This window comes from Chitinophaga sp., assembly GCF_036569185.1.
Taxonomy (GTDB): Bacteria; Bacteroidota; Bacteroidia; order Chitinophagales; family Chitinophagaceae; genus Chitinophaga.
The window spans coordinates 1-24,890 of record NZ_DATCRD010000125.1 but is presented as its reverse complement, the minus strand read 5'-3'; the positions used below and the strand labels follow the sequence as shown (position 1 = coordinate 24,890).

The window sequence follows — 24,890 nt, the reverse complement described above, 5'->3', positions numbered from 1 at the left end:
TGATCAATACCTGCCAGCAACAATTTCTTATGAAGCTCCCGGTTTACATCAATAAAAAAATCTTTCACCCCGCAATCAATGATCAGCGATAAAGCGCCGGACTTCAATCCCTCCACCTGTTTAAGTACCGTATAGTCGTACCAGTTAGCCCCATCGGGTCCCGGCTCACCGAGGCGTTTCTTCAGGTCCCAGTTCTTGGGGAAGGGACGTATATCCACACCCCCACTCATAGCGCCTGCAGCGCCAAACACATCCTGGTGGCGGATAGCAAGGTACAATGCACCGTGGCCGCCCATGCTCAGGCCGGCAATAGCGCGGTGAGCAGGTTCAGGTAAGGTTTGATAGTGCTGGTCTATATACTGCGGTATTTCCTTTGATACATAGGTTTCAAAACGCATGGAGCTGTCTACCGGGCTGTCAAAATACCAGCTGGTTACTGCACCGTCGGGGCATACAATCATGCACTGGTAAGCATCCGCCAGTTCCTTGATAACCGGCACATTGGTGACCCAATTGGCAAAATTACCGCCGGCGCCGTGCAGCAGGTATACAACCGGGTACCGTTGCGTACCGTTTTTATAGGTAGCGGGTGTAATGACCACGCATTTGTAGGCGCGCTTCATTTTTGCGCTAAGAATAGATACGGTATCCACCTCCGCGGCCCTGGCCGTTTGTGCCAGGCATATCAATAATAAAAAACGGGCTATTGCTTTCATAACTCTGGCTTTTAAAACATCTTAAAAAATAAGGCGGCTATCATACTATCATGATAGCCGCCACAAAATATAAAATAGCTTGTTTATTTTATACTGGCTTTCTTCATTGGGTTATCACCGCTGGAAGCGCCACGGATGCCACCGGTTGATTTAAACAACTCGAACCTGGAAGCTGCCGCCTCCCGTGGCCAGCTGTTATTGCTTTCGTCTATATCGGCTGTTTCACGCAATGGGTCCAGCTTTACAGCTACCACCTGCTTGTCTTTCGCAAATACTTTTGTCACTTCATTTTCATTCTTACGCCAGATGTAGGCAGAAATGCGGTCGGTTTCTTTTGTGCCGTCTGCAAAGGTCCATTCAATAATAAGCGGCATCACCAGCCCACCTTTATTGGAAAATGTAAGCTGGTAGAAGTTCTTCTTACTATCATAAAGCGCTTTTTCCTCTTTGCTTAACCCGTTATAAAACTGGTTATAGGCAGCTCTATCTTCCTGGCTTATCTCAAAGCGGTTCCATTTGCTGTAGAAATCCTGCAGACTGGTATCCTGGTCTACTGCGAATTTCACACCGGCGGCTTTGTTCCGCTGCCTGGCTATGTGGTCCATATTTTTATCATAAGCCGCCTGTTCATTTTTAGCTGTTTCTTCCGGGTTCTTTCCATCCATACGATACCATTTTACGCTGTCGATAGAGATATCCACCGGTTCAATTCCAAAGAACCATCCGCGCCAGAACCAGTCCAGGTCCACGGCGGAGGCATCTTCCATGGTACGGAAGAAGTCGGCCGGGGTAGGGTGTTTGAATGCCCAGCGACGTGCGTATTCCCGGAAAGCAAAATCAAACAGTTCGCGGCCCATGATGGTTTCCCGCAGTATATTCAGTCCTGTTGCCGGTTTTGCATAAGCATTCGGCCCAAACTGCACAATGTTCTCGGAGTTTGTCATGATAGGTTCCAGCTGATCTTTGGGCATCTTCATATAGTCCACGATCTTATGGGCAGGGCCACGACCGGAGGGGAAGTTGCTGTCCCACTCCTGTTCCGCCATAAACTGGCAGAAAGTATTAAGCCCTTCATCCATCCAGGTCCATTGCCTTTCATCGGAGTTCACGATCATAGGGAAGAAGTTATGTCCCACTTCATGGGTGATCACTCCTATCATCCCGTTCTTTGTTGCTTCGCTGTAGGTACCGTCTTTATCGGCGCGGCCGTAGTTAAAGCAGATCATGGGATATTCCATGCCGTTGGCGGCTTCCACGGAAATAGCCACGGGGTAAGGATATGGAATGGTATGCTTTGAGTAGGACTTAAGCGTATGCGCCACTACTTTGGTGGAATACCGGCGGTACAGCGGGTAGGCTTCCGGCCCGTAGTACGACATGGCCATTACCTTATTGCCTTCTACATTGGCTGCCATCGCATCCCATACAATACGGCGGGATGATACCCAGGCGAAGTCGCGTACATTCTGTGCTTCATACACCCAGGTGTTTGTTTTACCGGAGCGGCCCTGCATGGCTTTCTTTGCATCTCCGAGATTTACCACTTCCACCGGCTCCTTGCTGTTCTGCGCCTGTTGCCAGCGCTGGTATTGGGCGGGAGTAAGCACTTCCTTGTAGTTCTGGCATTCGCCGGTAGCGCCTACTATATGATCGGCAGGAACGGTCATGCGTACACGAAAATTGCCGAAAGTAAGGGCAAATTCCCCCCTGCCGGTGAACTGTTTATTCTGCCAGCCCTGGAAGTCGGAATACACTGCCAACCGCGGGTACCATTGGGAAATGGTATACAGGTAATTTTTATCTTCCGGGAAATATTCATAGCCACCACGACCGCCCACCGTCATACGGTCGGAGATATTATACCACCACGATACTTTGAACCGGTACTTTTCCCCCGGCATCAACGGTTTTGGCAGATCGATGCGGAGCATGGTCTGGTTGATCGTGTAGGGCAACGCTTTGCCATCGGCATCTGTCAGCTTTACAATCTTTACACCCAGGTCTTTCCCCTGGGGGAGGATCCTGTTCAAAGTAGACATTGTCATTTTATCCGACATGCGGCTTTCGTCGAATTGCTGGTTGTCGCTTTTACTGTCGTGCTCATTCTCATCCAGCTGCAGCCACAGGTAGCTCAGCGGGTCGGGGGAATTATTAAAGTAGGTGATGGTTTCTGCGCCGGTAAGCTTCTGCTGTTCATCATCCAGCTGCGCTTCTATATCATAATCGGCCCGTTGCTGCCAGTATTTTGGACCGGGAGCGCCGGAAGCGGAGCGGTACATGTTAGGTGTTTGCAACATGGTGCCCAGCTGCTCAAAACGGTTGCCATGATTGGATCCGGGGTTGCTCTGCGCCTGCAGCAGCCATGCGCTGCAGCACAATATCCCGGTAAGATAAAGTTGTTTTCTCATAAACAGTATTATATAAACAGTGCTCTTACGCCTTGAATAACCATTAAAAACGCTACACCAAAAGTGGCAGAGGAAAGGAACATGCTCCAATCCCGGCGTTTTAAGCCGCCAAATTTCACGATCGCCGTTGAAATGAGCAGTATGCACATTACGATGATGATCTGCCCGAATTCCAGCCCTAAATTGAATCCCAGGAGTGGTTTAACAATATTCGCCTGGCTTCCCAGCAAGCTTTTCAGGTAATTGGAAAATCCCAGTCCATGGATCAATCCGAAAAATAATGCGTAGAAATAGTTCAGTTGCAGCTTTTGCGGCTCATCGCTTTTCCGGATAATGTTAGAAATGGCGGTAATACAAATGGTAACGGGTATCAGGAACTCAATCAGCGCCGCAGGTATACGGATAATGTGTAACACACTTAAAGCCAGCGTAATGGAATGCCCCACTGTAAATGCAGTCACCAATACTAGCACTTTTCTCCAGTCGCCCAACAGGTAAATGGCACTCAGCGCTATTACAAAAAGAATATGGTCATACGCATCCCAGTTTATAATATGTTGCCACCCCAGCTGAAAATACAACTCGTCCATTGTCCCCTTTTCTATAATTTTGGTAATTATAAAAAGTAAAAGTTAATTTTTTAAAAAATATTAGTCCAGTGGGTTTATTATTATGTAAATGGTGGATGGCCCTGTGGCTCACAGCCCTGCACCCCTTTTATGCAAGCGTGACGGAGATTTCACATGATGCGGGTAAAAAAGAACTGCAGGTAAGCTGCCGTATTTTTACAGACGACCTGGAAAATACACTTAAAGCGCAATACAAGGTCCCCCTGGATCTTACCCATCCTGCCAACAGGAAACAGGCGGAAGGATACGTGGCTGCCTATCTTTCACAACATCTTGTGATTACCCTCGACGGTAAAAATATTCCCCTGCATTTTATTGGTTATAAGATAGAGGAAGATGCCGTGTGGAGCTTCCTCGAAGCGGAAAACATACCTGTGCCCAAAAAGGTACAGGTGAAGAATAACCTGTTGTATGAACGGCATGCTACGCAAACGAATATGGTGCATGTACTGGTGGGCGGCGAGCGGAAAAGCACGAAGCTGGATAACCCGGAAGAGGTGGCGGTGATGGGGTTTTAACTCCTGTTATCCACAAACTTCACCGGCTTACGGCTATTCTCAGGGAACTGCATCCGCATAATATCCTGCTGCCCCGTATACCTTACCTGCGGTATTACACGCAGCTTCGCCTGCAGGTAGGATTTTATCTTACGGTCCATTTCCTCCGATTCTTCCCGCGGCCACAGGTGTAACAGTATTTCATCAGTGCCCAGTTCATTGGAATATACTTCTACCACAAATTCCTTCACATCTTCCATATCATTGAGCAAATCAAACAGGGCCGGTGGATACAGGGTAGTGCCCTTATATTTGATCATCTGTTTTTTACGTCCTATTACGGGAGATAACCGGAGCGTATGCCTGCCGCATGAACAGGCTTCATAATGATACTGGCAAATGTCGCCTGTTTTGTAACGCAGCAGGGGCATGCCTTCCACGCCAAGTGTGGTGATGGTTACTTCCCCTTCCTCACCGGGAGCCACCGGCTGGTTATTTTCATCGAGCAACTCCACATACAATAATTCCGGGTGATGATGCCCGCCCTGCCCGGCTTTACATTCGGTAAAGGCGGTTTGCATTTCAGTGGAGGCATAAGTGGAGTAAAGCCGGATGTTCCATTGCTCTGTGATCTTCTTCCCTAATACATTCAATGAAAAATCTGTGTTGCGGATATTCTCCCCGATACATACTGCTTTCTTCACCGAGGTTTCATTCACATCAATATGGTGTTCTTTTGCGTAAGCGATCAGTTTTACAATAAAGGAAGGAACTCCTACAATAGTGGTAGGTTGAATACGCCGGATGTTTTCCCATTGCATACTGGGCACACCGGGACCAACACGCAGTACGCCTGCTCCCAGTTTGCGGATACCGTTGTAATACGCCATACCTGCCATAAACTGGCGATCGAGTGTAAGCATCAGCTGGTAGATATCACTGTCGGTGCCATCTGCACAACAAAAAGAAATATATTCGTTATAGCTTAAGCGTTGCAGGTCTTTTTCTGTTAAAGCAATGATCACCGGGCGGCCTAAAGTACCGGAAGTAGTAGTGTATTCGGCTATCTTGCTTTTATCTACACAAAGAAATTCCCAGTTATGTTCCTGCAGATCTTCTTTGGTAACAGGAGGGATCTGCGAAAATGCTTCCAGCGACTGAACCTGGTCTGCAACAATGCCGTGCTTTTTAAACCATGCTTTATAGAATGGCGAAAACTCACGCAGGTACCCCAGCAGGCGTAATACTTCCTTCTCCTGGTAAGCCCTGATGGCTGCTTTCGACTGTAGTTCTATATCCGGTATATACATTTGCTGTAAATTTATCCTTCTAAAATCACCATGGCAACAGCGGCGCTTTTTTCATGGGATAAGGATACCCATATTTTTTTTATGCCTGCCTGTTCATACCTGCCGGCTCCATTCCCTATTAAAAATAGTTCCGGTTTCCCGGCGGCATCGTTGCGTATTTCTATTTCATCGAAGTTTATACCACCATTGCCCCAGCCTGTGCCCAAAGCCTTTAGCAGGGCTTCCTTTGCAGCAAACCGGGCAGCATAGCTTTCAGCAGGCATCGCCTGTTTTTCACAGTAACTGATCTCAAAAGGGGTGAAAACCAGGTTACGGAACCCGTCTCCTTTCGCCAGCTTTGCCGCGATGCGTGGTACTTCTACGATATCTGTCCCGATGCCAATGATCATAGCGGTTAGCTTTTTAGTTTAGCATTACACAGTGCCAGCTGCTTGCGGATATGATCTTCCTCTCCTTTGGTAGCAATTACTTTTGTTAAAGCTGTTTCATAATACGACTTTGCTTTAGCATATGCTTTCTGCTTATACTCATAATCGCCTGCCAGCACGTAGGTATGGTAATAGGCCGGGTTGGAAGCGATCAGCGCATTGATATCCACTGCCTGTCCTTCTTTCAGCTGATCCCTCAGCCGGCGGTATGTTTCAAACGCAAGATACTCTTTCGACAACAGGAAGCTATCGGCCGCAATATTCTGTGCGCTGTCGTATACTTCATGATCGCTTGTAAGGCCGTGCATACTGAATATCTTATTCAGATCATACGCCACAAACTGCCCCAGCTGGTACGGAGCGGTAGATACCCATACCATTCCCTTCTTAGGTTCAAACACAATAGAGTGATGCGCTATCATCTGGTTAATGGCTTTCTCATTCCCTATCCCGATGTTGGTATTATGCAACCCGCCACGGTCGCGCAGGATCTCCACTGTTTTCTGAACCGTATTGGGACCTTTCTCTTTCATCAGCTCTGTAAGCCTTTCAAAGCGGTATTCGGAAGCGCTTTCTTTCATCTGCAGTTTATTGGAAGCAAGGTTGCCCAATGAATCGCCCTGGTAGTGATTGGTACAGGTGATAAAGTTTTTACCGGAGCTATACATATCCATCCCTTCGGGCGTTTTCTGGATAAGCACGGCTTTGTTGTCTTCTGCAGAGCCGATCAGGAAAGATTCAGATACGAACATTTTGCGCTTCCGTGCAATTTCCCAGGCTTCGTTGATATTTTTTGCATACTGCAATATTTCCCTCGCCACCAGCGACACGGGGGTAGCAGCGGCGGTAGGCACACTGGTTTTCGCCGCATTGATGGTTACCGTCAGGCCCTTATCGTTCATGCCGGATACCACGCCGGTAAAGCCTCCCCAGGTTACAAACATAAAGTTATGGCCTTTCTGCGGGCGGTAGAATACCACCATCTTCTCTTTCGCAAAATCATCGCCCATGTAAAAATCAAAGTTACGGCCAATGATCAGGTTACTGTCGGCCGACTCCTCATTCCAGGTACCAAAAGAAGTACAACCTACCAGCATCATGCCCTGCAGGGCATGCCCGATATCGTGTGCGGCATGATAGTTCATCAGCCTGGAATAATTGGTACCGATATAATCGTAGTTGGGAGAAGCAGAAAAGGACTCCCCGTATATTTCTTCCTTGAACTCCTCCGGCACATGATCTGCCAGGTCACGGTTAAACCAGCCTATAAAATATTTCAGGAAATGCAGGTAAAAAGTAGAAGGCACTATTTTACTGAACTGCGCCACAAACACGTCTTCCTGCCGGCGGATCAGCTCCCCGGAAAGTTTACCATTGATCACTCCCCTTTCAAAAGGAGCGCCTTCCACATACATCTCGTACAAACCGCTATTGCTTTTACGGAACCAGTTGTTGCCCAGGGTATATGCAGTACTGTCCAGCGCAGTACGTTGCAGCTGCAACGCGCGCTTGTCTGCAATTTCCGGCGGAGGCATTTTGCTTACAGCTACCAGGTAAATGGCCAGTCCCACAAAAAGCAATATGAAAAAGCCGAGAATGTATAATAATATGCGTCCAAATTTTCTCCAGCCGCTGCGTTTCTTATTTTTCACTTAAGTATATATTGACTGATTAATTTCATTTACCAGGAAATCCATTCCCAGCAATTCCGCCGAGGTGATCACACCGCTGATGGTTACCCCCAGAATTCCATGCAAGTTCAGGTTTTGCCCGGTAAGATACAAATTGGATAGTTTGGTACGGGCAGAAATCATTGTCCGCAAAGGATCTGCACTATCTTTTGCGATGCCGTACATACTGCCGTCCCCGGTACCGATATAATCGCGGTACGACAAAGGCGTAGCAACATAAGACGTATGGATGCAGTCGCGAAAACCCGGGAACTGCTTTTCCACGCAATCAATGAGCAGGTTGGCCTTCTTCTCTTTAAAAGCCTCATAATCCGCTCCCCTGCTGCCTGTTTGTAATACGGTGTTGAAAGTATGCTGCCATGGCTGTACCTCTTCATACCGCATGTAGGTCATCACCGACAAACTTTCCGCCCATGTTTCATCCTTTGAACCGGCAGATACATACATGGCATAGGTTTGCGGCCATTCCTCTTCTTTATAGGCAATACCAGCCCAGGCATTACCAGTAGCGTGGTAATAATGATTATAGTTAAGATATTTAAAGGTACGTGGCTTCAATGCAACGTTCAGCACAAAAGCCCCCACAGAGTTTTCAAGGCCCTGTATGCGGTTACGGTAGGCGCCCCTTAATACATCGCTGTGCGTAATGGCCATGGTTTGCGCAGGATGCAGGTTGGAGATATAATGCGTGGCCCGTGCCTTACTGCCATCCTGCAATACAATATGGTCTACCCGGTCGCCTTCCCCGTTAATAGCCGTAACGGCCATATTACGGATCACTTCCCCGCCATGCTCCCTGATTTTCCGGCACAACAGTTTTCCGATCCGGGAGCCGCCATCCACGCATTTCCAGGAGCTTTTCATATAGCTGTTCACCACCAGTGCATGCACATAAAAGGGTGTTTTCTCCGCTACGCCGGCGTACAGCAGGTTATTACCGGCCAGCACCTGTTGCAGCTTTTCATTAGTGGTAATACTACGAAGATAGTCGGCGGTATTGAGCTGCAATACAGCGCGCTTCTCCTCATAATCACCGGTACGTAAGTTATACAAAGGGAATTTGCTGCATACCTCAGTGATCTTATCGCAATAAGCGCGCAATGCGGCCTCTTCACCGGGGAAATCTGCCAGCAGGGTACGGATAAAATTCTCTTCCCCCTGGGCAATACGATATATTTTATCATCGCCGGCAAAGCTGATATGATCAAACCCGTCCATATCCATGCGCTTCAGCCGCAGCTGATCGTAAATGCCGAGGTATTTAAATACTTTGTAGAGGTTTTCACCGGGCGCCAGTCCGCCTATATAATGCACGCCGGAGTCAAAAATCACCTTATCGCGGGACCAGGTCTGGAGGCATCCTCCGGTTTGCCGGTTCTTTTCGTATATGCATACACGGTACCCATGCCGGCTGAGGATTGCTCCGCATACCAGGCCGCCAAGGCCGCTGCCTATAATGATAACATCATAGTGTTGCATAATTTTTTTGGGGGAGTTTTTTTATCACAAATATGACATTGGATGTATACCGGGTATTATCTATTTCCTCCGCTACTGCACCATACTTGTGAACCAGGTTACGCACATGCGCCGCAGAGAAAAACGATAACTGCTGATCTTTCGTTTTATTGAATCCAATTACCTTAGTAGACATAAACTCCGTAAACTTCGTACCCTCATGCCTTTTGGCCCGGTCGCTGTCGCCATCCCGCACTACAATTACGCCACCGGGGGCAAGCCTTGATATACATTGCTGCAACAGGGTTTCCTGTTCGTCGGCAGACAGGTAATGCAGCACATCGCTGAGAATAAAGGCATCATACTCCTCAAACGGGGTGGCAGAAATATCGCCGTGGATAAACTGCAGCTGTGCTGCTTTCTTAAAGCAATGCGCCGCAGTAGCTATTTTATCTTCATCATAATCAATACCGGTGATGTTCCTGCCGGGCGCCGTCCAGGCAAGCATATAATCCATGAAGCCATATCCACAGCCAATGTCAAGTATACGACCTTCTTTTGGCAGCAACTCATGGAACAGCTCATAATTGTTCTCCAGCTTTGTTTTTACCCTCATGTACCACTCCAGCACCGGCCCTTTATAGATGTAGTTATATTTCAGCTGTTCCCTGAAATATTCTGGCACTTCCGTTTCTGCACGTAACACTTCGTATTGCTGTTTAAAGTAACGGCTGATAGATTTCGTACGGGCGCTGTAGTTATCTCCCCATGATTTATCATCGGGTGTAATGCGGGGCAGGTATTTTACGCTTACCGTTCCATCTTTCAACAGGAAGTCGCCTTTAGTCATCGTATAGGCGGTGCCGTGAATCACCATTGGTAAAATATCCAGGCCTAGCTGTTCCGCAATATAAAAAGCGCCTTTGTGAAACCGCTTGATAGCCGGGTCAGGGGAACGGGTTCCTTCGGGGTACACTACAATAGAATACCCTGCAGCCACTCTTTCCCGCAGTTTCTCAATGGCTCCTTCTGCACCATCGGCTACGGGATAATAATCTGCCAGTCGCACCACGGCACCAAATACCGGCGAGCGCCATACCCATTGGTTGGTAAGCAATATCACTTTCGGGTGCAGCATGGTAGACACCAGTATATCGAGGAACGACTGGTGATTGCTGATGATCACTGCAGGCTTTTCCAATTGTTCATTCAGTGGATTAATGATGCGCTTCTTTACATTGCGCATAATATACAATACACTGTGCGTGTATGCAGAAAGCATACGGTGATATAATACTTTTCCTTTCTCTTTATTGAAAGGGTTCCAGCGGATCAGCACCGTACCAGCGGCCGTTAAAAGGAAACTGCCGGTTGCGAAGTAAGTAAAGGAAAACACAGAGAGTGTCCACCCCTTGAAAGTCCATGGTGCAAAGCCTTTGCGCACACGCCCGGTAATAAGCCAGTTAAATAGAAAAGGGATCATTACCTGCGAGATCAGCACCACCGTTCCTATTCCAATAATAGAGATCAGCGCAATGGATTTCAGTGATGGATGCTGTGCAAAAATGAGCACGCCCAATCCTAAAATAGTAGTGATGGCCGACAGGAAGATGGACGATTTAAAAGAAGAAAGCGTTTTCTTTCCTGTTTTGTATTCCTGCAACAGCCCATCCATCATAAAGATGCTGTAATCATCTCCCAAACCAAAAATAAAAGTAGACAGGATGATGTTTACAATATTGAATTTAATACCAAACAGGCCCATGATACCGAGTATCCATATCCAGCTTACCGCCATAGGGATAAAGGTGATCAGCGCCAGTTCAATACGGCCATACGATAACAACAATGCGAAGAACACCAGCAGGGAAGTCATCCAGGCAATGCTGTTGAATTCATCCTTCACTACTTCCACCAGGCGGTTGGCGGCATATTGTTTATCCAGTACCGTGGTGCCGGGTAATTTCTCCAACGCATCATATACCGCCTGTTTATGGGAGGGATCCACTTTCAGTAGTGTTACCACCGAAGTAGTGCCGTTTTTCTCTATAATAAAATCGCCCAGGTTGCCGCTGCGTAATACTTCTAGCGCTTCCGGCCCAATCGGCTGAAAGTTGCTGTTGATCAACCTGTCGAAAGAATCAAATGCAGAGGCGCTAAAGCCCAGCGCGCTGCCTTCTTTACGGAGATATTGCAGCAGTTGTTGTTTTTTATCCGCTGTCCAGTAATTATTCCAGCGGTTAATGCGTGCCTGTTGTTCTTTGGAAGATAACAGTAACGCCTGTACGCCGGCGTACTTCTTCACAATACCCTGTTCCTGCAGCTGCCTAATAACCGGCATCAGCCGCTCCCCGTTTTCCAGCGCTCCTTCCAGGTTCCGGCCGTCTGACACCACATAAACAGACTGCGCCACGTAAGCGTTCACACTGTTCAGCTGCGCTTCCGCCGCTTTTAGTTTTGGCGCCATATAGTTCATGCGCATCATATCACTTTCAAATGATACATTACGCGCGGTATAAAAAAATACAATCGTGAGCAGGAAAATAGCGCCTACCAGGTATTTATTCTTTTCAGGCCGGAGCGCGGATAATTTATCGAGCCAGTTGTCGTGCTGAGTGTTTACAGCAACCGGTTGCTTTCCCATCACCATCCAGTGCGGCAGGAAGATCAGCGAAAACAAAGCCGCTCCCACCAGGCTGAGTGCGGCAAACAGCCCTACATCTTTCAACATCGGCGAATGCACAAACTGCAAACAGAGGAAACCTCCAATGGTGGTAAAACTGCCCAGCGTCATAGGCGTGGCCAGGTCGTTGATCACCTCGCGGATATCACGCGAGTGACGGTAATGATTAAACACATGCAGGGAATAATTCACCGCAACACCTAATACTACAGCACCGGCGCCCAGCGCCATTACCGCAATATGGCCTTTGATCACGTATATCCATGCCAGTGAGAACAGGCCGCCGAAAATAACCGGTAGCATTACCAGCACCGGGGCTCTCTTCTTTTTAAAGAACAATGCGATCAATACGATCAGCAATACGACCGTGATCCCTTGTGTGAGGAAGGTGTCCTGTCTTAACTGGGTGGCATTACCTACAGAAACCGCCGTGCCGCCAAAGTAAGAAGCGGCAATACCCGGGAACTGCCGGTCTAAACTGTCTTTGATACCATCAAGCCCTTTGAGGAACTGCGCATTTATTTTTGTAGCGCCTGGCGGATTGGCAGGCGTAATAAAGATCATCAGGTGTTTATGATCCCTGGTGATGATGTAATTATCGTACAGCTCAAACTGGTCGTCGTATTGCAGGTGCTGTAGTTTCTTTACGCCTATCCAGGAAATGCCCACCGGATCGGCCTGGATCATTTTTTTCAGTACCAGTCCCGCTGGTGATATCAGCGTGTTATAATCGTACTGTAAGGATTGCTGCAATTGCCCGGGCGTCAGCAAACTATCGATCTTTGCATAATCATTTGCTTCCAGGAAAACAGGCAAGTGTTGTTGTATCACCTGCATTAATCCCATGATCATGGCGTCGTCTGCTTGCGACTGGATCTGCCGGATATATGGCTTCAGCTGCGTACCGGCACTGGTGGTAAGTGCAGCCGCATAAGCGGTTAAACTATCAGGCTGGGCTTCTTTTAAAGTATCTTTTTGGGAGATGGTAATGATCAGTTTGTCCGCAAATCTTGAATCCTGGAACACCTGTTGCAGCTTATCCAGTTTCTTATCCTGTGGCAAAATCCTGGTAATATCTTCTTCCAGCTTTATTTGTGCGGCAAAATAACCCACCAGCAAAAAGCTGGCAATGGTGCAACACCACATCCATGCTTTGCGCCGTTCAAAAAAGTTATAGATCGCTACAAAAAGATTACCCATTTTTCTGTTCTTTTCTAAAAATTGCCAGTATTGCCCAGCTGATCATCCAGGCCAGTAACCCTCCTGTTACGGCCAGGGTAATACTACCAAATACATATTGCAACAGGTTATCCCTGATGGTGTCGAAAGTGATGCCGTTAGAGAACACCAGGTCTTTGGCGGTTTGCCCCATCCATACCCGGCCTGCCAGGAAGCTGGCAAAAATGACGAACGGCGTAAGCGGCGGTGTGCTGATATGTGCAAACAACAGCACCAGTGCTTTATTCAGTTTGAATTTAATAGACAACAGGATAGATACCAGCAGCTGGAATCCCCAAATGGGCACTATCCCCATGAAAATACCAAAACCAATAGCGGCTGCTTTCCTGATATTGGATTCATCAGATTTCAGCACTTCTTCTTTCCACATCTTTTTCCAATTCTCTTTTTTTAAAAGAAAACGGACCAGGTCGCGGGGCTTGATATATAAAAACGTAACCAGTACCAATACCGTATTCAGTACAGAAATACGGGAGAAATCCCTTACCGGCCTGAAGTGCGACACGCGCTCCTCCGGTGGCGGGTAGTATACCCGGATCGGCGTCCAGTCGATCCGGACTCCCTTCCAGGCGCTGCGTACCAATACTTCTATTTCAAATTCGTATTTAGAGGAAAAAAAACGCATTTTCCCCATGCGGCGCAAAGGATACAGGCGATAACCGGATTGCGTGTCCGGACCTTTTAACCCGGTGGTGACATGAAACCAGAAGTTGGATATTTTATTGGCGGAAGTATTCTTGCCGGGCATATTCTCCTGCTGCAGGTTGCGCGCGCCTATTACGAGCGCGCCCGGTTTTTCCTCGATCTGCTGCAACATGGCAGGCAGGTCGGTGGCAAAATGCTGCCCGTCGGCATCCATGGTAATTACATAGTCGTATCCCTGCTCCAATGCATAAGCAAAGCCACGGCGCAGGGCTATTCCCTTCCCACGGTTAGGGCTATACGAAACCAGCTGCAGGGATGGAAACTGCTCCAGCACTGCGGTTGTTTCATCGGTAGCGCCGTCGTTCACTACGATCACATGACTGGTATACGCCAGTGCATCAGACAATACATGGCCCAGGGTCCCCGCGTTGTTATACGTAGGAATAAGCACCGCTGCACGATGACGCTCAAAATGTTCGTTATGTGTAGGTTGTTTTGTCACTTAGCTGAATATACCCTGGAACTTCATAAATGTTGTATCGTCGCGCTTCAGTGTAGCATTCACTTTCCACCCGGCTTCCTCCTCCTTATAGGTAAGCGTAACATCTACCAGCGGTTGTTTCGTTGGGTCTATCATGTTCAGGAACTTCATCTGGCTGGCTTTTTTCAGTTTCACTTTTTTGTCCAGCGCGCCTTCCAGCACTTCTGTAATGGTTTGCATCATGCATACGCCAGGTACAACAGGTTGCTCGGGGAAGTGTCCCTGGAATATAGGATGTGCCGCATTCAGTTCGATGGTGACAGCCACCTGTCCGGCTTCCCGGGATTGTGAGGTGACGGTATAAAAATTTCCTGCTAACATGGACAGTGTGATTATATAATTATGTTGACGTATTTACTTTTCTACTTTCTGTAATGAGATATTGAATTTGAAATGCTCGTGGCGGATGTTGATAGTATCCGGCACGCCATTGCTGTAATGCTGCATCCATACGGTAACGGCGGGCTTACGTTGTGATGATTTCTCTATCCGGACCAGTTTCGTACAGGCGGTATCCGTGATATAGTAATTGTTCCCTTTTTCAGTGGGCACTACTATATAACGGTAACGGTTATCCGCAGCCATATGCGCCTGCTGTAGATCAGGCCGCAGTAATACCAGTGCAAAATCCTGCTGCAATGTTTTTACCACTGCCTTCCGGTCCATTTTGGCCATGAGATAGTGTTTGGTAAAATTGCCCTGTTTATCAAATTCAAAATCAAAGAACTTAAATCCCATCTCGTTAGCAAATACCACGCGGGTACTGCTGTCGGGCATCTGCTTAAAAAACAGCAGTCCACTCAGGTGATGTTTCAGGATATCCACCTGGGTGCTGTACAGCGTGGAAGTAAACTGCGGACTGAACTGCCTGATGCAATTCACATCCCCGCTTACAGGCTGTAATCCTTTATACACCGACCGGCAGCCTGCCATCCCCATCACTGTTGCCAATAGGCTACTTAGCAGAAAATACCGCATCGGGGATATTTGTATTCAGTTGTTTATGTAAGAAGCTAATGGTGGTATCATCGCCTGATTGCTCCGCCATCGTAATTTTTGATACCGAGTAATCCTGTTTATCCACCAGCAGTACAATAGTTTGAAAATACTCCTTCATCACCTTGTTCACCGGCGTAAGCTCCAGGCGGTAGTACTGGCTATTTTCAGCAGCTTTCACAGAAAAGTCAGCGTTATCCAGTACGGTGCCTCTTACACAGTCTACCGTAATTTTATTGATCTGTTCAAACAGTTTATTATTCTTCCCGGATACTTTATTCTCTTTCTGTGCGTCTTTAATCCGGATATCCTTCCCGTTGATCACCAGCAGGTAATAAGAAGGCTGGAGATATTCCATTCTCACTTTATTATCTTTCTTAAACCAGAACTTTCCTTTAGACACAATTTTGTCGGATAACATGCTCAGGTTCTTCTCCTGTACAAAATCGCACTGGATACTTTGGGTGCTCTGGGCAGCCTTTGCAAACTGCTGTTTCAGCGGCGCCATATCTCCTACCGGCTTAAAGCCGGACTGCGCCTGTATTTGCAGGCTTACTACACAACCCATCAATATTAACAGCCATTTACACATATGCACGTACATTTAACATTTTATCAATTCTTTCCAGCCGGTATCCTTTTTCACGGATGCCACGGATCAGCTGCGGGAGTATATCCGCAGTAATTTTACAGGTATCATGCAGTAAAATCACCGCGCCTGGTTTCAGCTGCTCCAGGATGCGGTGCAGCAAAGCGGCTCCATCCTTTGCTACCGTATCGAGTGAGCGGATATTCCAGCCTACCGGCAGATAATTACCTGCTTTCACAGCCCTCGCCAGGTTGGGATTGGTAACGCCGTAGGGCGGGCGGAACAGGCGCGGATGCAGTCCTGTAGCGCCTACAGTGAGCGCGTCCATCTGCTGCATATCTTTCAGCATATTACCGGACAGTTTCATATCAAACCAGAAGTGATGTGAATAGGTATGATTACCTATCACATGGCCTTCGTCGTATATCCGTTTCAGTAAGTGCTCATTGCCGGTGATATGCTTCCCGATACAAAAGAAAGCGGCAGGCACCTGTTCCCTGCGCAGGATATCCAGTATTTCCGGCGTAAAAGCCTCCTGTGGCCCGTCGTCAAAAGAAAGCGCCACCACTTTTTCCGTGGTATCCGCTTCGCAATGTACTTTCAGGAAGAAGCCCGATTCAATATTCATGGCGCCGTAAACGGTAACAGGAAGAAAAATGAGCAACGGCAGGCCATACCACCAGAAGGAAATACCATACGCCATCACCTTGTCCAGGAACAAAAGCACCAGGAGACTGATAATGGCTACGATATTTACAATCCGGTTATTTAACATGCGGTGAGTAGTACCAGGGAGTGGTGTGTTCCCTGGTGATGATTATAGACTAATACTTTTTTTATTTTTTCAGGGGCTGCGCCGAAAAATACGGCCGCTTCAGGCACTTCCTGTTCTGCAATAACAGCGTTGGCCATCCATACGCCAAATGATGCCGCTGTAGGATATTCCCCGCAAAGATGCTTAAAGCTGGCTTCCGCGTGATCCGGGAACAACGCCTCCGCTACTTCTTCATAAATTTCATCCTGGTCAATATCCCCGTTCCTGCCGGTAATAATCAGGTCGATATCAGCAGGCGTACAATTATTATCTTCCAGGAATTTCATAATATGCCCTATCACTTCTCCTTCCCACAAAGGTTTGTATAATGTGCTTACACCGGACAATTCCGCCACCGCGCCGGGTTGTTTGGTAATACCCAATGTAAAAAAAGCGGCGCCTTCCCCGGCAATAGTGCCCCTGGTAGGGCTTTTCAGCAGCTCCATCGTTTTTACCGGCGTCTTTTTATAAAGCCCGAAACGCGACAACAGCTGGAAACTATGATTGGTGATTTCATCCACTCCGCCGGCAAGGATGTTTTTTGCCGATCCTTCTTTCAATATCATGATGGCATCCAGCAGGGCATTTTCAAAAGAAAAACCGCGGTGAACGAAAGTGTTGTTATACCCGTTGCAACCCAACAGCAGGGCTATCTGGCCGGCCACTGTATTGTGAGTGCTTTGTATGAATGCAGTAGGTGTAAGCATTTCCTCCTGCTGGTTCACCATTTTGGTGAGGAACACACCGGTATCATCCAGGCAGCCGTAGGCGGTACCCGTAATGATAGCATCGGGAGCGGTAACCCCGGCGGCTTCCAGGCTAAGACTGGCGGCGCCTACGCCCATTTTTACCACGCGGCTCATCCTTCGGATCTGTTTCACATCGATCCATTGTTTGTAATCCGGGTCCACGGTAGCCAGGCGTACCTGTTCATATTCCCGGGGAGTAGCCAGCAAAGGGCCTCCCAGCGCAGTTTCCTGCGGAGAAATACAACCGGTGCCATTTATATAGATATGCATAATTTATAGCTGTTAACTGGCCCTTGAAAATACCAGGCTGGAACAATTACCGCCAAAACCGAATGAGTTGGACATTACATGTTGCAGATCATGCCCTGCAGAAAAAGCGGTAACGGGTGCAAACGGTAATTCCTTCATCTGGTGCTCAAAGCGCGCATTCGGGTAAATAATTCCTTCCTTCACTGCCAGCGCTGAAAATACGGCTTCTATCCCTCCGCTGGCGCCCAGTGTATGGCCGGTGAAAGATTTGGTAGAGCTCATGGCCGGGAAATGCGGCGCAAAGAGCCGGTTTATAGCGATGCCTTCCGATACATCATTATTCTGTGTACCGGTGCCGTGTAAATTAATATAACCGATTTGTTGCGGTTGCAGTCCGCTCATATCCAGCGCGCCTTTCATAGCCAGGTAGTTGCCTGTGCCATCCGGCGAAGAGGCCGTTTGGTGGAAAGCATCGTTGGCGTTGGCGAAACCGCTGAGGCGGCACCAGGGTTGCAAACGGGCCGCGAGGCTGTCGGATACCAGTACCACATAGCCGGCTCCCTCACCAAGATTAAGCCCGGTGCGGGTATCATCAAACGGCCGGCAGGGCTGCTGATCCAGGATCATGAGGGTATTGAACCCATTGAGGGTAAAGCGGGTGAGCGCATCTGTTCCACCGGCAATCACTACATCCACTATATTATTGCGGATGAGCCGGGAACCATACATCAGGGCATTGGCCCCCGATGAGCAGGCAGTGCTGATGGTAGAAATGTGATGCCGCACGCCCAGGCTGTCGGCCACCAGCTCAGTAATGCTGCCGCATTCGTGATGCACCAGGTGCTGAAGGCGGCCACCACGGGGATTAGCGAGGTAAGTAGCAAAAAAGTCTTCCGTTTTATCCATACCTCCCACCGTGTTACCGGACACAAATCCAACCCGGTATTGAGAAATATCCCCCAGTCCGCTGGATTGCCAGGCTTCGCGGGCCGCAATCATACTGAGCAGGGCCGTACGGCTGATATTTTCCGGCATCCGCGCTATATCCGCGAGGGTGGCGTTATCTGCCTTTACTTCCGCTACCGGAAAGGTATTGCGATGCACAGAGGAGAGATGCTGCATAGTGGTCATACCGGGTTGCATATCCCGGAACGACTGTATACAGGCTGGTATATCCAGCCCGATACCACTGATCACCCCGCCACCTGCTATCCACACCTTTTCACTCATGCCTTTATGGTTTGATTTTCGGTGATGTACGTTGCCATGGTGCGTACCGAGTGGAAGATCTTTGGTCCTTCTTCAGGATTGGCAATGCGGATGTTATAATGCTGTTGCAGCAATACGATCAATTCCAGCGCATCGATAGAATCGAGCCCAAGCCCTTCTTTCGTAAACAACGGCTGATCGTTACCAATGCTGTCCGGTGCTACTTCCTGCAAGTTCAATTGTTCTATGATCTGCGCTTTCAGATCCGCCATCAACTTTTCCACTGTAATTTGATTAAAGTTATTAATTGTTATTTTTGTTGGTATAGCGAAGATAAAGCCGCCGCTGTTAACGGTATGCCATTGTTCCGCTGTTTATTTTCCACGAGGAATAATGCTGCCCCGTATTGTTGGTCCATTACTTCTACCCACCCGCAAATACAGGCCTGCAAAGGCGTTTCCGCCAGCAGCTGCGCGGGATAGGCGCTCATTAAGTCCGTATCAAAAATATCTGACACAAAAAAAGTATTCTCTCCTTTAAAACCATGCCGGATAGAGATCTCTCCCATCACAATATTTGGCAGGGTATATACAAACAGCGCCGGGCTTGCGAATTCCTTTACCGTGGCATAGTAGCGCAGATCGGTATCGAGGCTGCCGCTCCGGTTGGATAATACCATGCCTGTTTGTTCCGGCGCCAGCAAATGGATGTCTGTATCCTTCAGCAATACTTCCGCTGCCAGCCAGCCCAGCTTGCTAAGCGCATCCATTTTATGGAATTTAGGATATTGCCCGGAAAAATGATCATATCCTGCCCGCAGGAATCCTGCTAATTCCAACGCCGGATCCGCCTCCCACAACAAAGCCCCATTTAAAAACACCTTGTTTTGGCGTATGATGCAACTTCCTGTAATATATGTCGGTCCGCTATTCAATCTCCGGGTTGCTTTTTAATTTTTCTGTTAATTCAATGGTCCTGGCCAGGCGTTTCAATGCCGTGTCGTGATTTTTCACAAAGGGATTGCTCATATCCCAGACATAACCCGCCAATACTGAACAGATCTGTCCTTTGATCAGCGGATCGGCATCTTTCTTAAAGAAAATGGTATCCAGGGTACCTTCATACCAGGCCATTACATAGGAGCGGAAGGTATTCACGCCCTGCATGGTAGGCTCCATGTACTCTTTTTCCCAGTCTACCTCTTCCCCTTTCAGCTTCCGGATCACCAGTTTTGCCGCTGTTTGCGATGAAACACAGGCCAAAGTTACACCAGAAGAGAAAATCGGGTCCAGAAATTCTGTTACATTGCCTGTCAGTACAAACCCCTCTCCATAAAATTTATCCGTAGTAGCCGACCACGACTGCAGGACTCTCGGTTCAAATACCAGCTCCACATCGCGGAAACGCTCCCTGGTATAGGGTTCCGCCTCCAGCAGGGCGCGGTATTTCTCTTCATCGGTGCCGGGATATTGCTCAAAAAATTCCGGGTCTCCTACAAAGCCCAGGGAAGTGACGCCCGTAGCGAAAGGAATGATCCAGATCCATACGCCCTTTTTATGTACTACAGCAGTGATACGGTTAGGCTCATCTGCCATGGAACGGCGCACATCCACGGTGTGTGCAAACAACGCCTTGCGGGGTTGCAGGTTGGAGTTCTTCTCCAGGTTAAATAATTTCGGTATCACCCTGCCATAGCCGCTGCCATCTACAATGAAACGGGCCGCTATCTGCGATTGCTGACCATCTTTATCTTCAACCGTTGTAATGGAATCGGATCCATTGAAACGTATATCCGTTACTGTTGTTTCATATGCCACCGGCACGCCCATGCTTTCTACGGTATCGGCCAGCGTTTTATCAAAATCGGCGCGTGTTACCTGCCAGGTCCAGGTCCAGCCCGGTGTGAATTGTTCCTGGAAAGTAAAGTCACAAAGCGCGTTGCCCTTTACAAACTTCGCCCCATACTTCTGCTGAAAACCCTTTGCTTTAATAGCTTCAATAAAGCCGGCTTCTTCCAGTGCTTCCATGCTGCGTGGCAACAGGCTTTCGCCTATCACAAAGCGGGGGAACTTCTGTTTTTCCACCACTTTTACATTGTAGCCTGCCTGATGAATAATAGATGCCGCTACTGTTCCTGCCGGACCTGCTCCTATTACCAGTACATCAACTTGCTCAGTTTTCATAAGTGACGATTTTGGGAGTTATTGATTTAATGCGATCGGGTTTATTTTTTCTGACATTTCAGCAATGTATAGTTCATTCCCATCTGGTCATTTTCCTCGATGATAGCTAAACCTGCATCATCGATACACTGGAAGAAATCGTCTGTATGATACATCTGGCTGTTGCCATTGGCCATAGCGGTAAAGTACAGCGATGTCTGCTGCAGGCAGAAGGCGGCAGATTTAAACTGCTGGCGGTTCCAGAAAGGCTCCAGGATGTATACTGTACCGCCCTCATTCAGTGCTTCCCGGCAACGTTTCAGGATGGAAACAATTTCCGCTTCAGAGAAACAATCCAGGAACTGGCTCATCCAGATGGCATCAAAGCCCTGGGGGAAGGGCACTTCCTCGTGGAGGATATTGGCAATATGAAAATGCACACGGTTTTCCACACCGGCATCTTTCATTTTCTGCTGTGCCAGTCCGGCCTGACCCGGCAGGTCAAAAATAGTGACTTCCACTTCCGGATCTTTGGCGGTGCAGGCCAGGGCCCACTTGCCTGTATTGCCGCCTATATCGAGCAAACGTTTGGGTTTCTTTTCAAAAACAATATCCAGCGCCTGCGGAGTAGCGAGGTCTGAATAGTAATGGTCGAAGTCGAACCAGCTTTTGCCTACTTCAGGCGGCAGCAGCGACAGGCCCGGGTAAATGGTATCCCAGGGGCCCAGTTCGCGTAAACCGGCGGGTTTTCCTTCTCTTAAACTTTCCTGCAGGTGATTCATGCCTTTATAGCAGATATCCTGGGAAAAGTCCATGTTAATACGGGTAAGGGGATCGTGTAAAATAAAGTAACCTGTTTTGGTAAGGGTGTAGCGTTTGTCGTTCACGATCACCAGTTCCATTCCCAAACCGGCTTCCAGCAACACTCTTACAGCATAACGCGACATTTTTGTTTGTTCCATTATCTCCTCAATGGTAATACCGGCAGAACGGCTGTTGCTCACAGCTGTTAAAATGCCCATATCACGTAAAGCCCGGGTGGCCTGGAAGGCAACCGGGGCAAATGCCAGGCGTAATGCAGCTTCTTTTGCTTCGAGTGCTGTTTTTGTTTCTTTATTAAACACGACAATAACTTTGTTTAGCTGTTAAGATTAAAGACCATGGCTGCATTGCATCCACCGAAACCTGACACTGTTTTCAGGAAGTGGCGGGATGTTTTCTGCAGCAGGGTGTTATGAACATTCACCGGCATACTTACACCGGGCACTTCAAATCCTTTTGTTGGTAATACCACGCCTGCCTTCATGGCATGCATGCTGATAATGGCCTCTACAAGACCGGCTGCGCCCAGCGTATGGCCGTAATTGCCTTTCAGGCTGTTTACCGGCACATTGGCCAGTCCTGCATGATGCAGCGCTTTTGCCTCCATCTCATCATTATACAGGGTAGCCGTGCCGTGGGCAGATACAAATCCTATATCCGCAGCCGTTAGCCCGCTTCCTTTCAGTGCCAGCTGTATCGCTGCGGCCAGTTCTTCGCCGGTGCGGGAAGGGCCGGAAATATGGTTGGCATCGTTGCTGATGGCGCCTGCGCCCAGCGAAAAAGAGGCGTTGCCTTTTTCCCGGCTAAGTATTACCGTGGCGGCGCCTTCTCCCAGTGTAACGCCCGTCCGGTTGGCATCAAAGGGCTTGCAGGGAACGGCGCTTACAGCCTGGAACGACTGGAACCCCGACAATACAAAGCGGGTGAGCACATCTCCGCCGGTAACCACTACATGATCATAGCGCCCCGACCGGATCAGCCGCTTCCCTGTTAAAATGGCTACCAGACCGGAAATACAGGCGCTGCTGATCACCAGCGGCTCATTGGCGGCATTAAAATGCGCCGCTATTTTTTTTGCCGTAGTGAATAGCTGCATGTCTTCCACTGGTGGTACCGCGCCTTCCGGCTGCTGCTCCAGCAATTCAATATTTCCCTTGGTAGTGGAAATAATAAAGCCGGTACGGGCATCCGTAAGCGTAACTGCGGTTTGCTGCAGGGCCGACTGCACAGAAGCAGTCAACAGCTTCTCAAACCGCGTGTATCCTTTTACGTTAATATGCGCTGTAAAAGCGTCCAGTTGCTCCTGCGCTGTGATGGCGCCATAAAACGGAGCAGCGGCATAGGCAGCATTGTGATGCTGTGCTATGCCACTGTTGCCAGATAACACCTGGTCAAAATTTTCCCGGGTAGTACTGCCAAGAGGCCCCACAATATTATCTGCTACTACATACACCTGTTGCATAATACCCTTTGGTTATACCAGTCCATGCTTTCTTTTCCATTCCGTGAAAAAGGGAGGGGCAATTAATTGCAGGGATGATGTTTCCTTGTCCAGGAATACCTGTACAGAAGAACCCTTTGCTACTATTTCCCCGGTGGCAGGATTGGTAAGTATGTATTCAAATTTTATTTTTGCTGCCAGGTCGTCGATATACCTTGTCTCTACCACCACCCTGTCGCCATAGCGCAAAGAGCGTTTGTAATCACATTGTACATTTACTACCGGAACAGTGAATCCTTCGTCAAAAATATCCAGGTACCTGAGCCCGTATTTTTCACCGAAAGCTTCCCTGCCGTCTTCAAAATACCGCACATAATGCCCGTGCCATACTATTCCCAGCGGATCTGCTTCATTGAATCTAATCAGTATGTTGGTGCATTCAGTCAGTATCATAATTTATCCTTTCTTCTTTGGTTTCTTGGCAGCTGGTGCAGTGGTGGCTGGTTTTGTCTCTTTTTTCGGAGCAGGTGCCGCTACTACCGGTTTTGGTTCTTCCGGATCTTTGGCTTCCGCGTATTTGGTTCTCAGTTTGTTGTAGTCATCGTCTACATCATCCAGCACGCTTTTAATGGTAGCCAGCCAGTAGTTACGCCATGCAAAGCTCCATTTCTGACCTTTACCGACGTAACGTTCTGTCATCAGTACATTTTTACGGTCCATGTCAATCAGGGTTACCCACATAGAAGCGCTTTTGCTGGTTTTGCTCATGCCTTCCATCACGATCAATGCGCCAATACCGTGTTTTCCGGAAAAATCGTACGATTTCACTACTTTGGTAATATCTTCCGGTTTAAGGCGTTCAAAATCGGAAGATTCGTCAGATTTCAGGGCATCTCCATTGATGGCTTCATTGCGCTTGTTCACCAAACCAATACTGGTATTGTATTTATCCCGGTGAAATGCGCCTGGCACATCATATTTTTTCTGTTCATTTACGATTACCTGGTTTAAGGCGGTCAGTTCATGATCAACAATAGCATCCGTTTTGGCGGCGGCGTCGCCGATCAGTTTAGCCTGTGTAAAGTCGACCCCCAGCCAGGTGAAGGAAGAATCTTTGTTATCCAGGAAGTTCTTCAATGTCTGGGCATTTGCTTTCATAGCCATCATGCTCAGCATCAGCATCGGGAGTGCAATTAATTTTCTGCAGTTCATATGTGATTAGATTTGGGGGTTGGTGAATATTTTCATTTCGCATTGTGCCATGAGGCGGCCTTCAAACATGACTTTGCCGGTTACCATTGTGGCATTGAATACTTCACCGCCGATTTCCGTGGTGGTTTCTATCATTTGTCCTGCGGGCGGCAGTTCCAGTATTTCCAGGTCTTTTACAGCGCCAATAAACCCCAGGGGAACGGGAGTGTTCTGTTGTTTGGCGATATAGCCGATACGGGCGGCGGCGGTTTGTGCGATATTTTCCATCAGGCCGGGTGCGGTGAGCACGCCATTCTCCACAAAAATATTATCTGCAGCGATATGCAGACCGGTACGGGTTACCGGGCCATCTACTTCCAGGATGCCACTGATCATCACTATGGGCGTACGCTGGGGAATATA

Annotated in this window: 24 protein-coding genes; 1 reads left to right on the top strand and 23 read right to left on the bottom strand. The window is 48.2% G+C overall.

From position 1 onward, the window contains the following. The 3 genes from VIM72_RS08855 to VIM72_RS08845 all read right to left on the bottom strand — a co-directional run. Positions 1-716: alpha/beta hydrolase family protein (locus VIM72_RS08855; RefSeq protein ID WP_332002479.1), on the bottom strand; the 716-nt coding region annotated here is incomplete at its 3' end. An 83-nt stretch (positions 717-799) separates the two neighbouring features. Continuing rightward, positions 800-3,124: a M1 family metallopeptidase gene (locus tag VIM72_RS08850; RefSeq protein WP_332002478.1), complete on the bottom strand. Its 2,325-nt coding sequence runs from the start codon at positions 3,122-3,124 to the stop codon at positions 800-802. A gap of 8 nt (positions 3,125-3,132) precedes the next feature. Beyond that, positions 3,133-3,714, bottom strand: coding sequence for a HupE/UreJ family protein (locus tag VIM72_RS08845; RefSeq protein ID WP_332002477.1), 582 nt, complete (start codon positions 3,712-3,714; stop codon positions 3,133-3,135). Between the two features lie 68 nt (positions 3,715-3,782). Between VIM72_RS08845 and VIM72_RS08840 the strand changes: the two genes are divergently transcribed. Next, positions 3,783-4,271 carry a DUF6702 family protein gene (locus VIM72_RS08840; protein WP_332002476.1) on the top strand — a complete coding sequence of 163 codons (489 nt, stop codon included), beginning with the start codon at positions 3,783-3,785 and terminating at the stop codon, positions 4,269-4,271. Here VIM72_RS08840 and VIM72_RS08835 read toward each other — a convergent pair. The 20 genes from VIM72_RS08835 to VIM72_RS08740 all read right to left on the bottom strand — a co-directional run. After that, the gene (locus VIM72_RS08835) at positions 4,268-5,560 is read right to left on the bottom strand and encodes a phenylacetate--CoA ligase family protein (RefSeq protein ID WP_332002475.1); all 1,293 of its coding nucleotides are present in this window, start codon (positions 5,558-5,560) and stop codon (positions 4,268-4,270) included. The genes VIM72_RS08840 and VIM72_RS08835 overlap by 4 nt on opposite strands. Positions 5,561-5,571: 11 nt before the next feature. After that, a complete protein-coding gene (locus tag VIM72_RS08830; protein ID WP_332002474.1) occupies positions 5,572-5,949 on the bottom strand; it encodes a holo-ACP synthase in 378 nt (125 codons plus the stop codon). Between the two features lie 5 nt (positions 5,950-5,954). Continuing rightward, positions 5,955-7,640: a C45 family peptidase gene (locus VIM72_RS08825; RefSeq protein ID WP_332002473.1), complete on the bottom strand. Its 1,686-nt coding sequence runs from the start codon at positions 7,638-7,640 to the stop codon at positions 5,955-5,957. After that, positions 7,641-9,158: an NAD(P)/FAD-dependent oxidoreductase gene (locus VIM72_RS08820; RefSeq protein ID WP_332002472.1), complete on the bottom strand. Its 1,518-nt coding sequence runs from the start codon at positions 9,156-9,158 to the stop codon at positions 7,641-7,643. It abuts the gene before it with no gap. After that, entirely contained in the window at positions 9,145-13,020 is a 3,876-nt protein-coding gene (locus VIM72_RS08815) for a 1-acyl-sn-glycerol-3-phosphate acyltransferase (RefSeq protein WP_332002471.1), read from the bottom strand. Before VIM72_RS08815 ends, VIM72_RS08820 begins: the two co-directional genes overlap by 14 nt. Next, positions 13,013-14,206: a DUF2062 domain-containing protein gene (locus VIM72_RS08810; RefSeq protein WP_332002470.1), complete on the bottom strand. Its 1,194-nt coding sequence runs from the start codon at positions 14,204-14,206 to the stop codon at positions 13,013-13,015. Before VIM72_RS08810 ends, VIM72_RS08815 begins: the two co-directional genes overlap by 8 nt. After that, entirely contained in the window at positions 14,207-14,566 is a 360-nt protein-coding gene (locus VIM72_RS08805; protein WP_332002469.1) for a 3-hydroxyacyl-ACP dehydratase, read from the bottom strand. A 33-nt stretch (positions 14,567-14,599) separates the two neighbouring features. After that, complete coding sequence (locus VIM72_RS08800) at positions 14,600-15,178, bottom strand: hypothetical protein (RefSeq protein WP_332002468.1); 579 nt, start codon at positions 15,176-15,178, stop codon at positions 14,600-14,602. Positions 15,179-15,200: 22 nt separating this feature from the next. After that, entirely contained in the window at positions 15,201-15,833 is a 633-nt protein-coding gene (locus VIM72_RS08795; RefSeq protein WP_332002467.1) for an outer membrane lipoprotein carrier protein LolA, read from the bottom strand. Next, positions 15,826-16,605 carry a polysaccharide deacetylase family protein gene (locus VIM72_RS08790; RefSeq protein WP_332002466.1) on the bottom strand — a complete coding sequence of 260 codons (780 nt, stop codon included), beginning with the start codon at positions 16,603-16,605 and terminating at the stop codon, positions 15,826-15,828. The genes VIM72_RS08795 and VIM72_RS08790 overlap by 8 nt, the downstream gene beginning before the upstream one ends. Next, positions 16,599-17,663, bottom strand: coding sequence for a beta-ketoacyl synthase N-terminal-like domain-containing protein (locus VIM72_RS08785; protein ID WP_332002465.1), 1,065 nt, complete (start codon positions 17,661-17,663; stop codon positions 16,599-16,601). Before VIM72_RS08785 ends, VIM72_RS08790 begins: the two co-directional genes overlap by 7 nt. Positions 17,664-17,675: 12 nt before the next feature. Then, complete coding sequence (locus tag VIM72_RS08780) at positions 17,676-18,872, bottom strand: beta-ketoacyl-[acyl-carrier-protein] synthase family protein (RefSeq protein ID WP_332002464.1); 1,197 nt, start codon at positions 18,870-18,872, stop codon at positions 17,676-17,678. Beyond that, on the bottom strand, positions 18,869-19,135 hold the full coding sequence (locus VIM72_RS08775; protein ID WP_332002463.1) for a phosphopantetheine-binding protein: 267 nt from the start codon (positions 19,133-19,135) through the stop codon (positions 18,869-18,871). The genes VIM72_RS08780 and VIM72_RS08775 overlap by 4 nt, the downstream gene beginning before the upstream one ends. A gap of 26 nt (positions 19,136-19,161) precedes the next feature. Then, positions 19,162-19,710, bottom strand: coding sequence for a hypothetical protein (locus tag VIM72_RS08770; protein WP_332002462.1), 549 nt, complete (start codon positions 19,708-19,710; stop codon positions 19,162-19,164). A gap of 67 nt (positions 19,711-19,777) precedes the next feature. Beyond that, entirely contained in the window at positions 19,778-21,034 is a 1,257-nt protein-coding gene (locus VIM72_RS08765; protein ID WP_332002461.1) for an NAD(P)/FAD-dependent oxidoreductase, read from the bottom strand. Between the two features lie 41 nt (positions 21,035-21,075). Further along, on the bottom strand, positions 21,076-22,137 hold the full coding sequence (locus VIM72_RS08760; RefSeq protein ID WP_332002460.1) for a class I SAM-dependent methyltransferase: 1,062 nt from the start codon (positions 22,135-22,137) through the stop codon (positions 21,076-21,078). Between the two features lie 14 nt (positions 22,138-22,151). Further along, complete coding sequence (locus VIM72_RS08755; protein WP_332002459.1) at positions 22,152-23,297, bottom strand: beta-ketoacyl-[acyl-carrier-protein] synthase family protein; 1,146 nt, start codon at positions 23,295-23,297, stop codon at positions 22,152-22,154. A gap of 12 nt (positions 23,298-23,309) precedes the next feature. After that, positions 23,310-23,729, bottom strand: coding sequence for an acyl-CoA thioesterase (locus tag VIM72_RS08750; protein WP_332002458.1), 420 nt, complete (start codon positions 23,727-23,729; stop codon positions 23,310-23,312). A 3-nt stretch (positions 23,730-23,732) separates the two neighbouring features. Next, entirely contained in the window at positions 23,733-24,488 is a 756-nt protein-coding gene (locus VIM72_RS08745; RefSeq protein WP_332002457.1) for a hypothetical protein, read from the bottom strand. 6 nt (positions 24,489-24,494) lie between these two features. After that, positions 24,495-24,890 (bottom strand): 3-hydroxyacyl-ACP dehydratase (locus VIM72_RS08740; protein ID WP_332002456.1); only part of this gene is annotated, 396 nt, incomplete at its 5' end.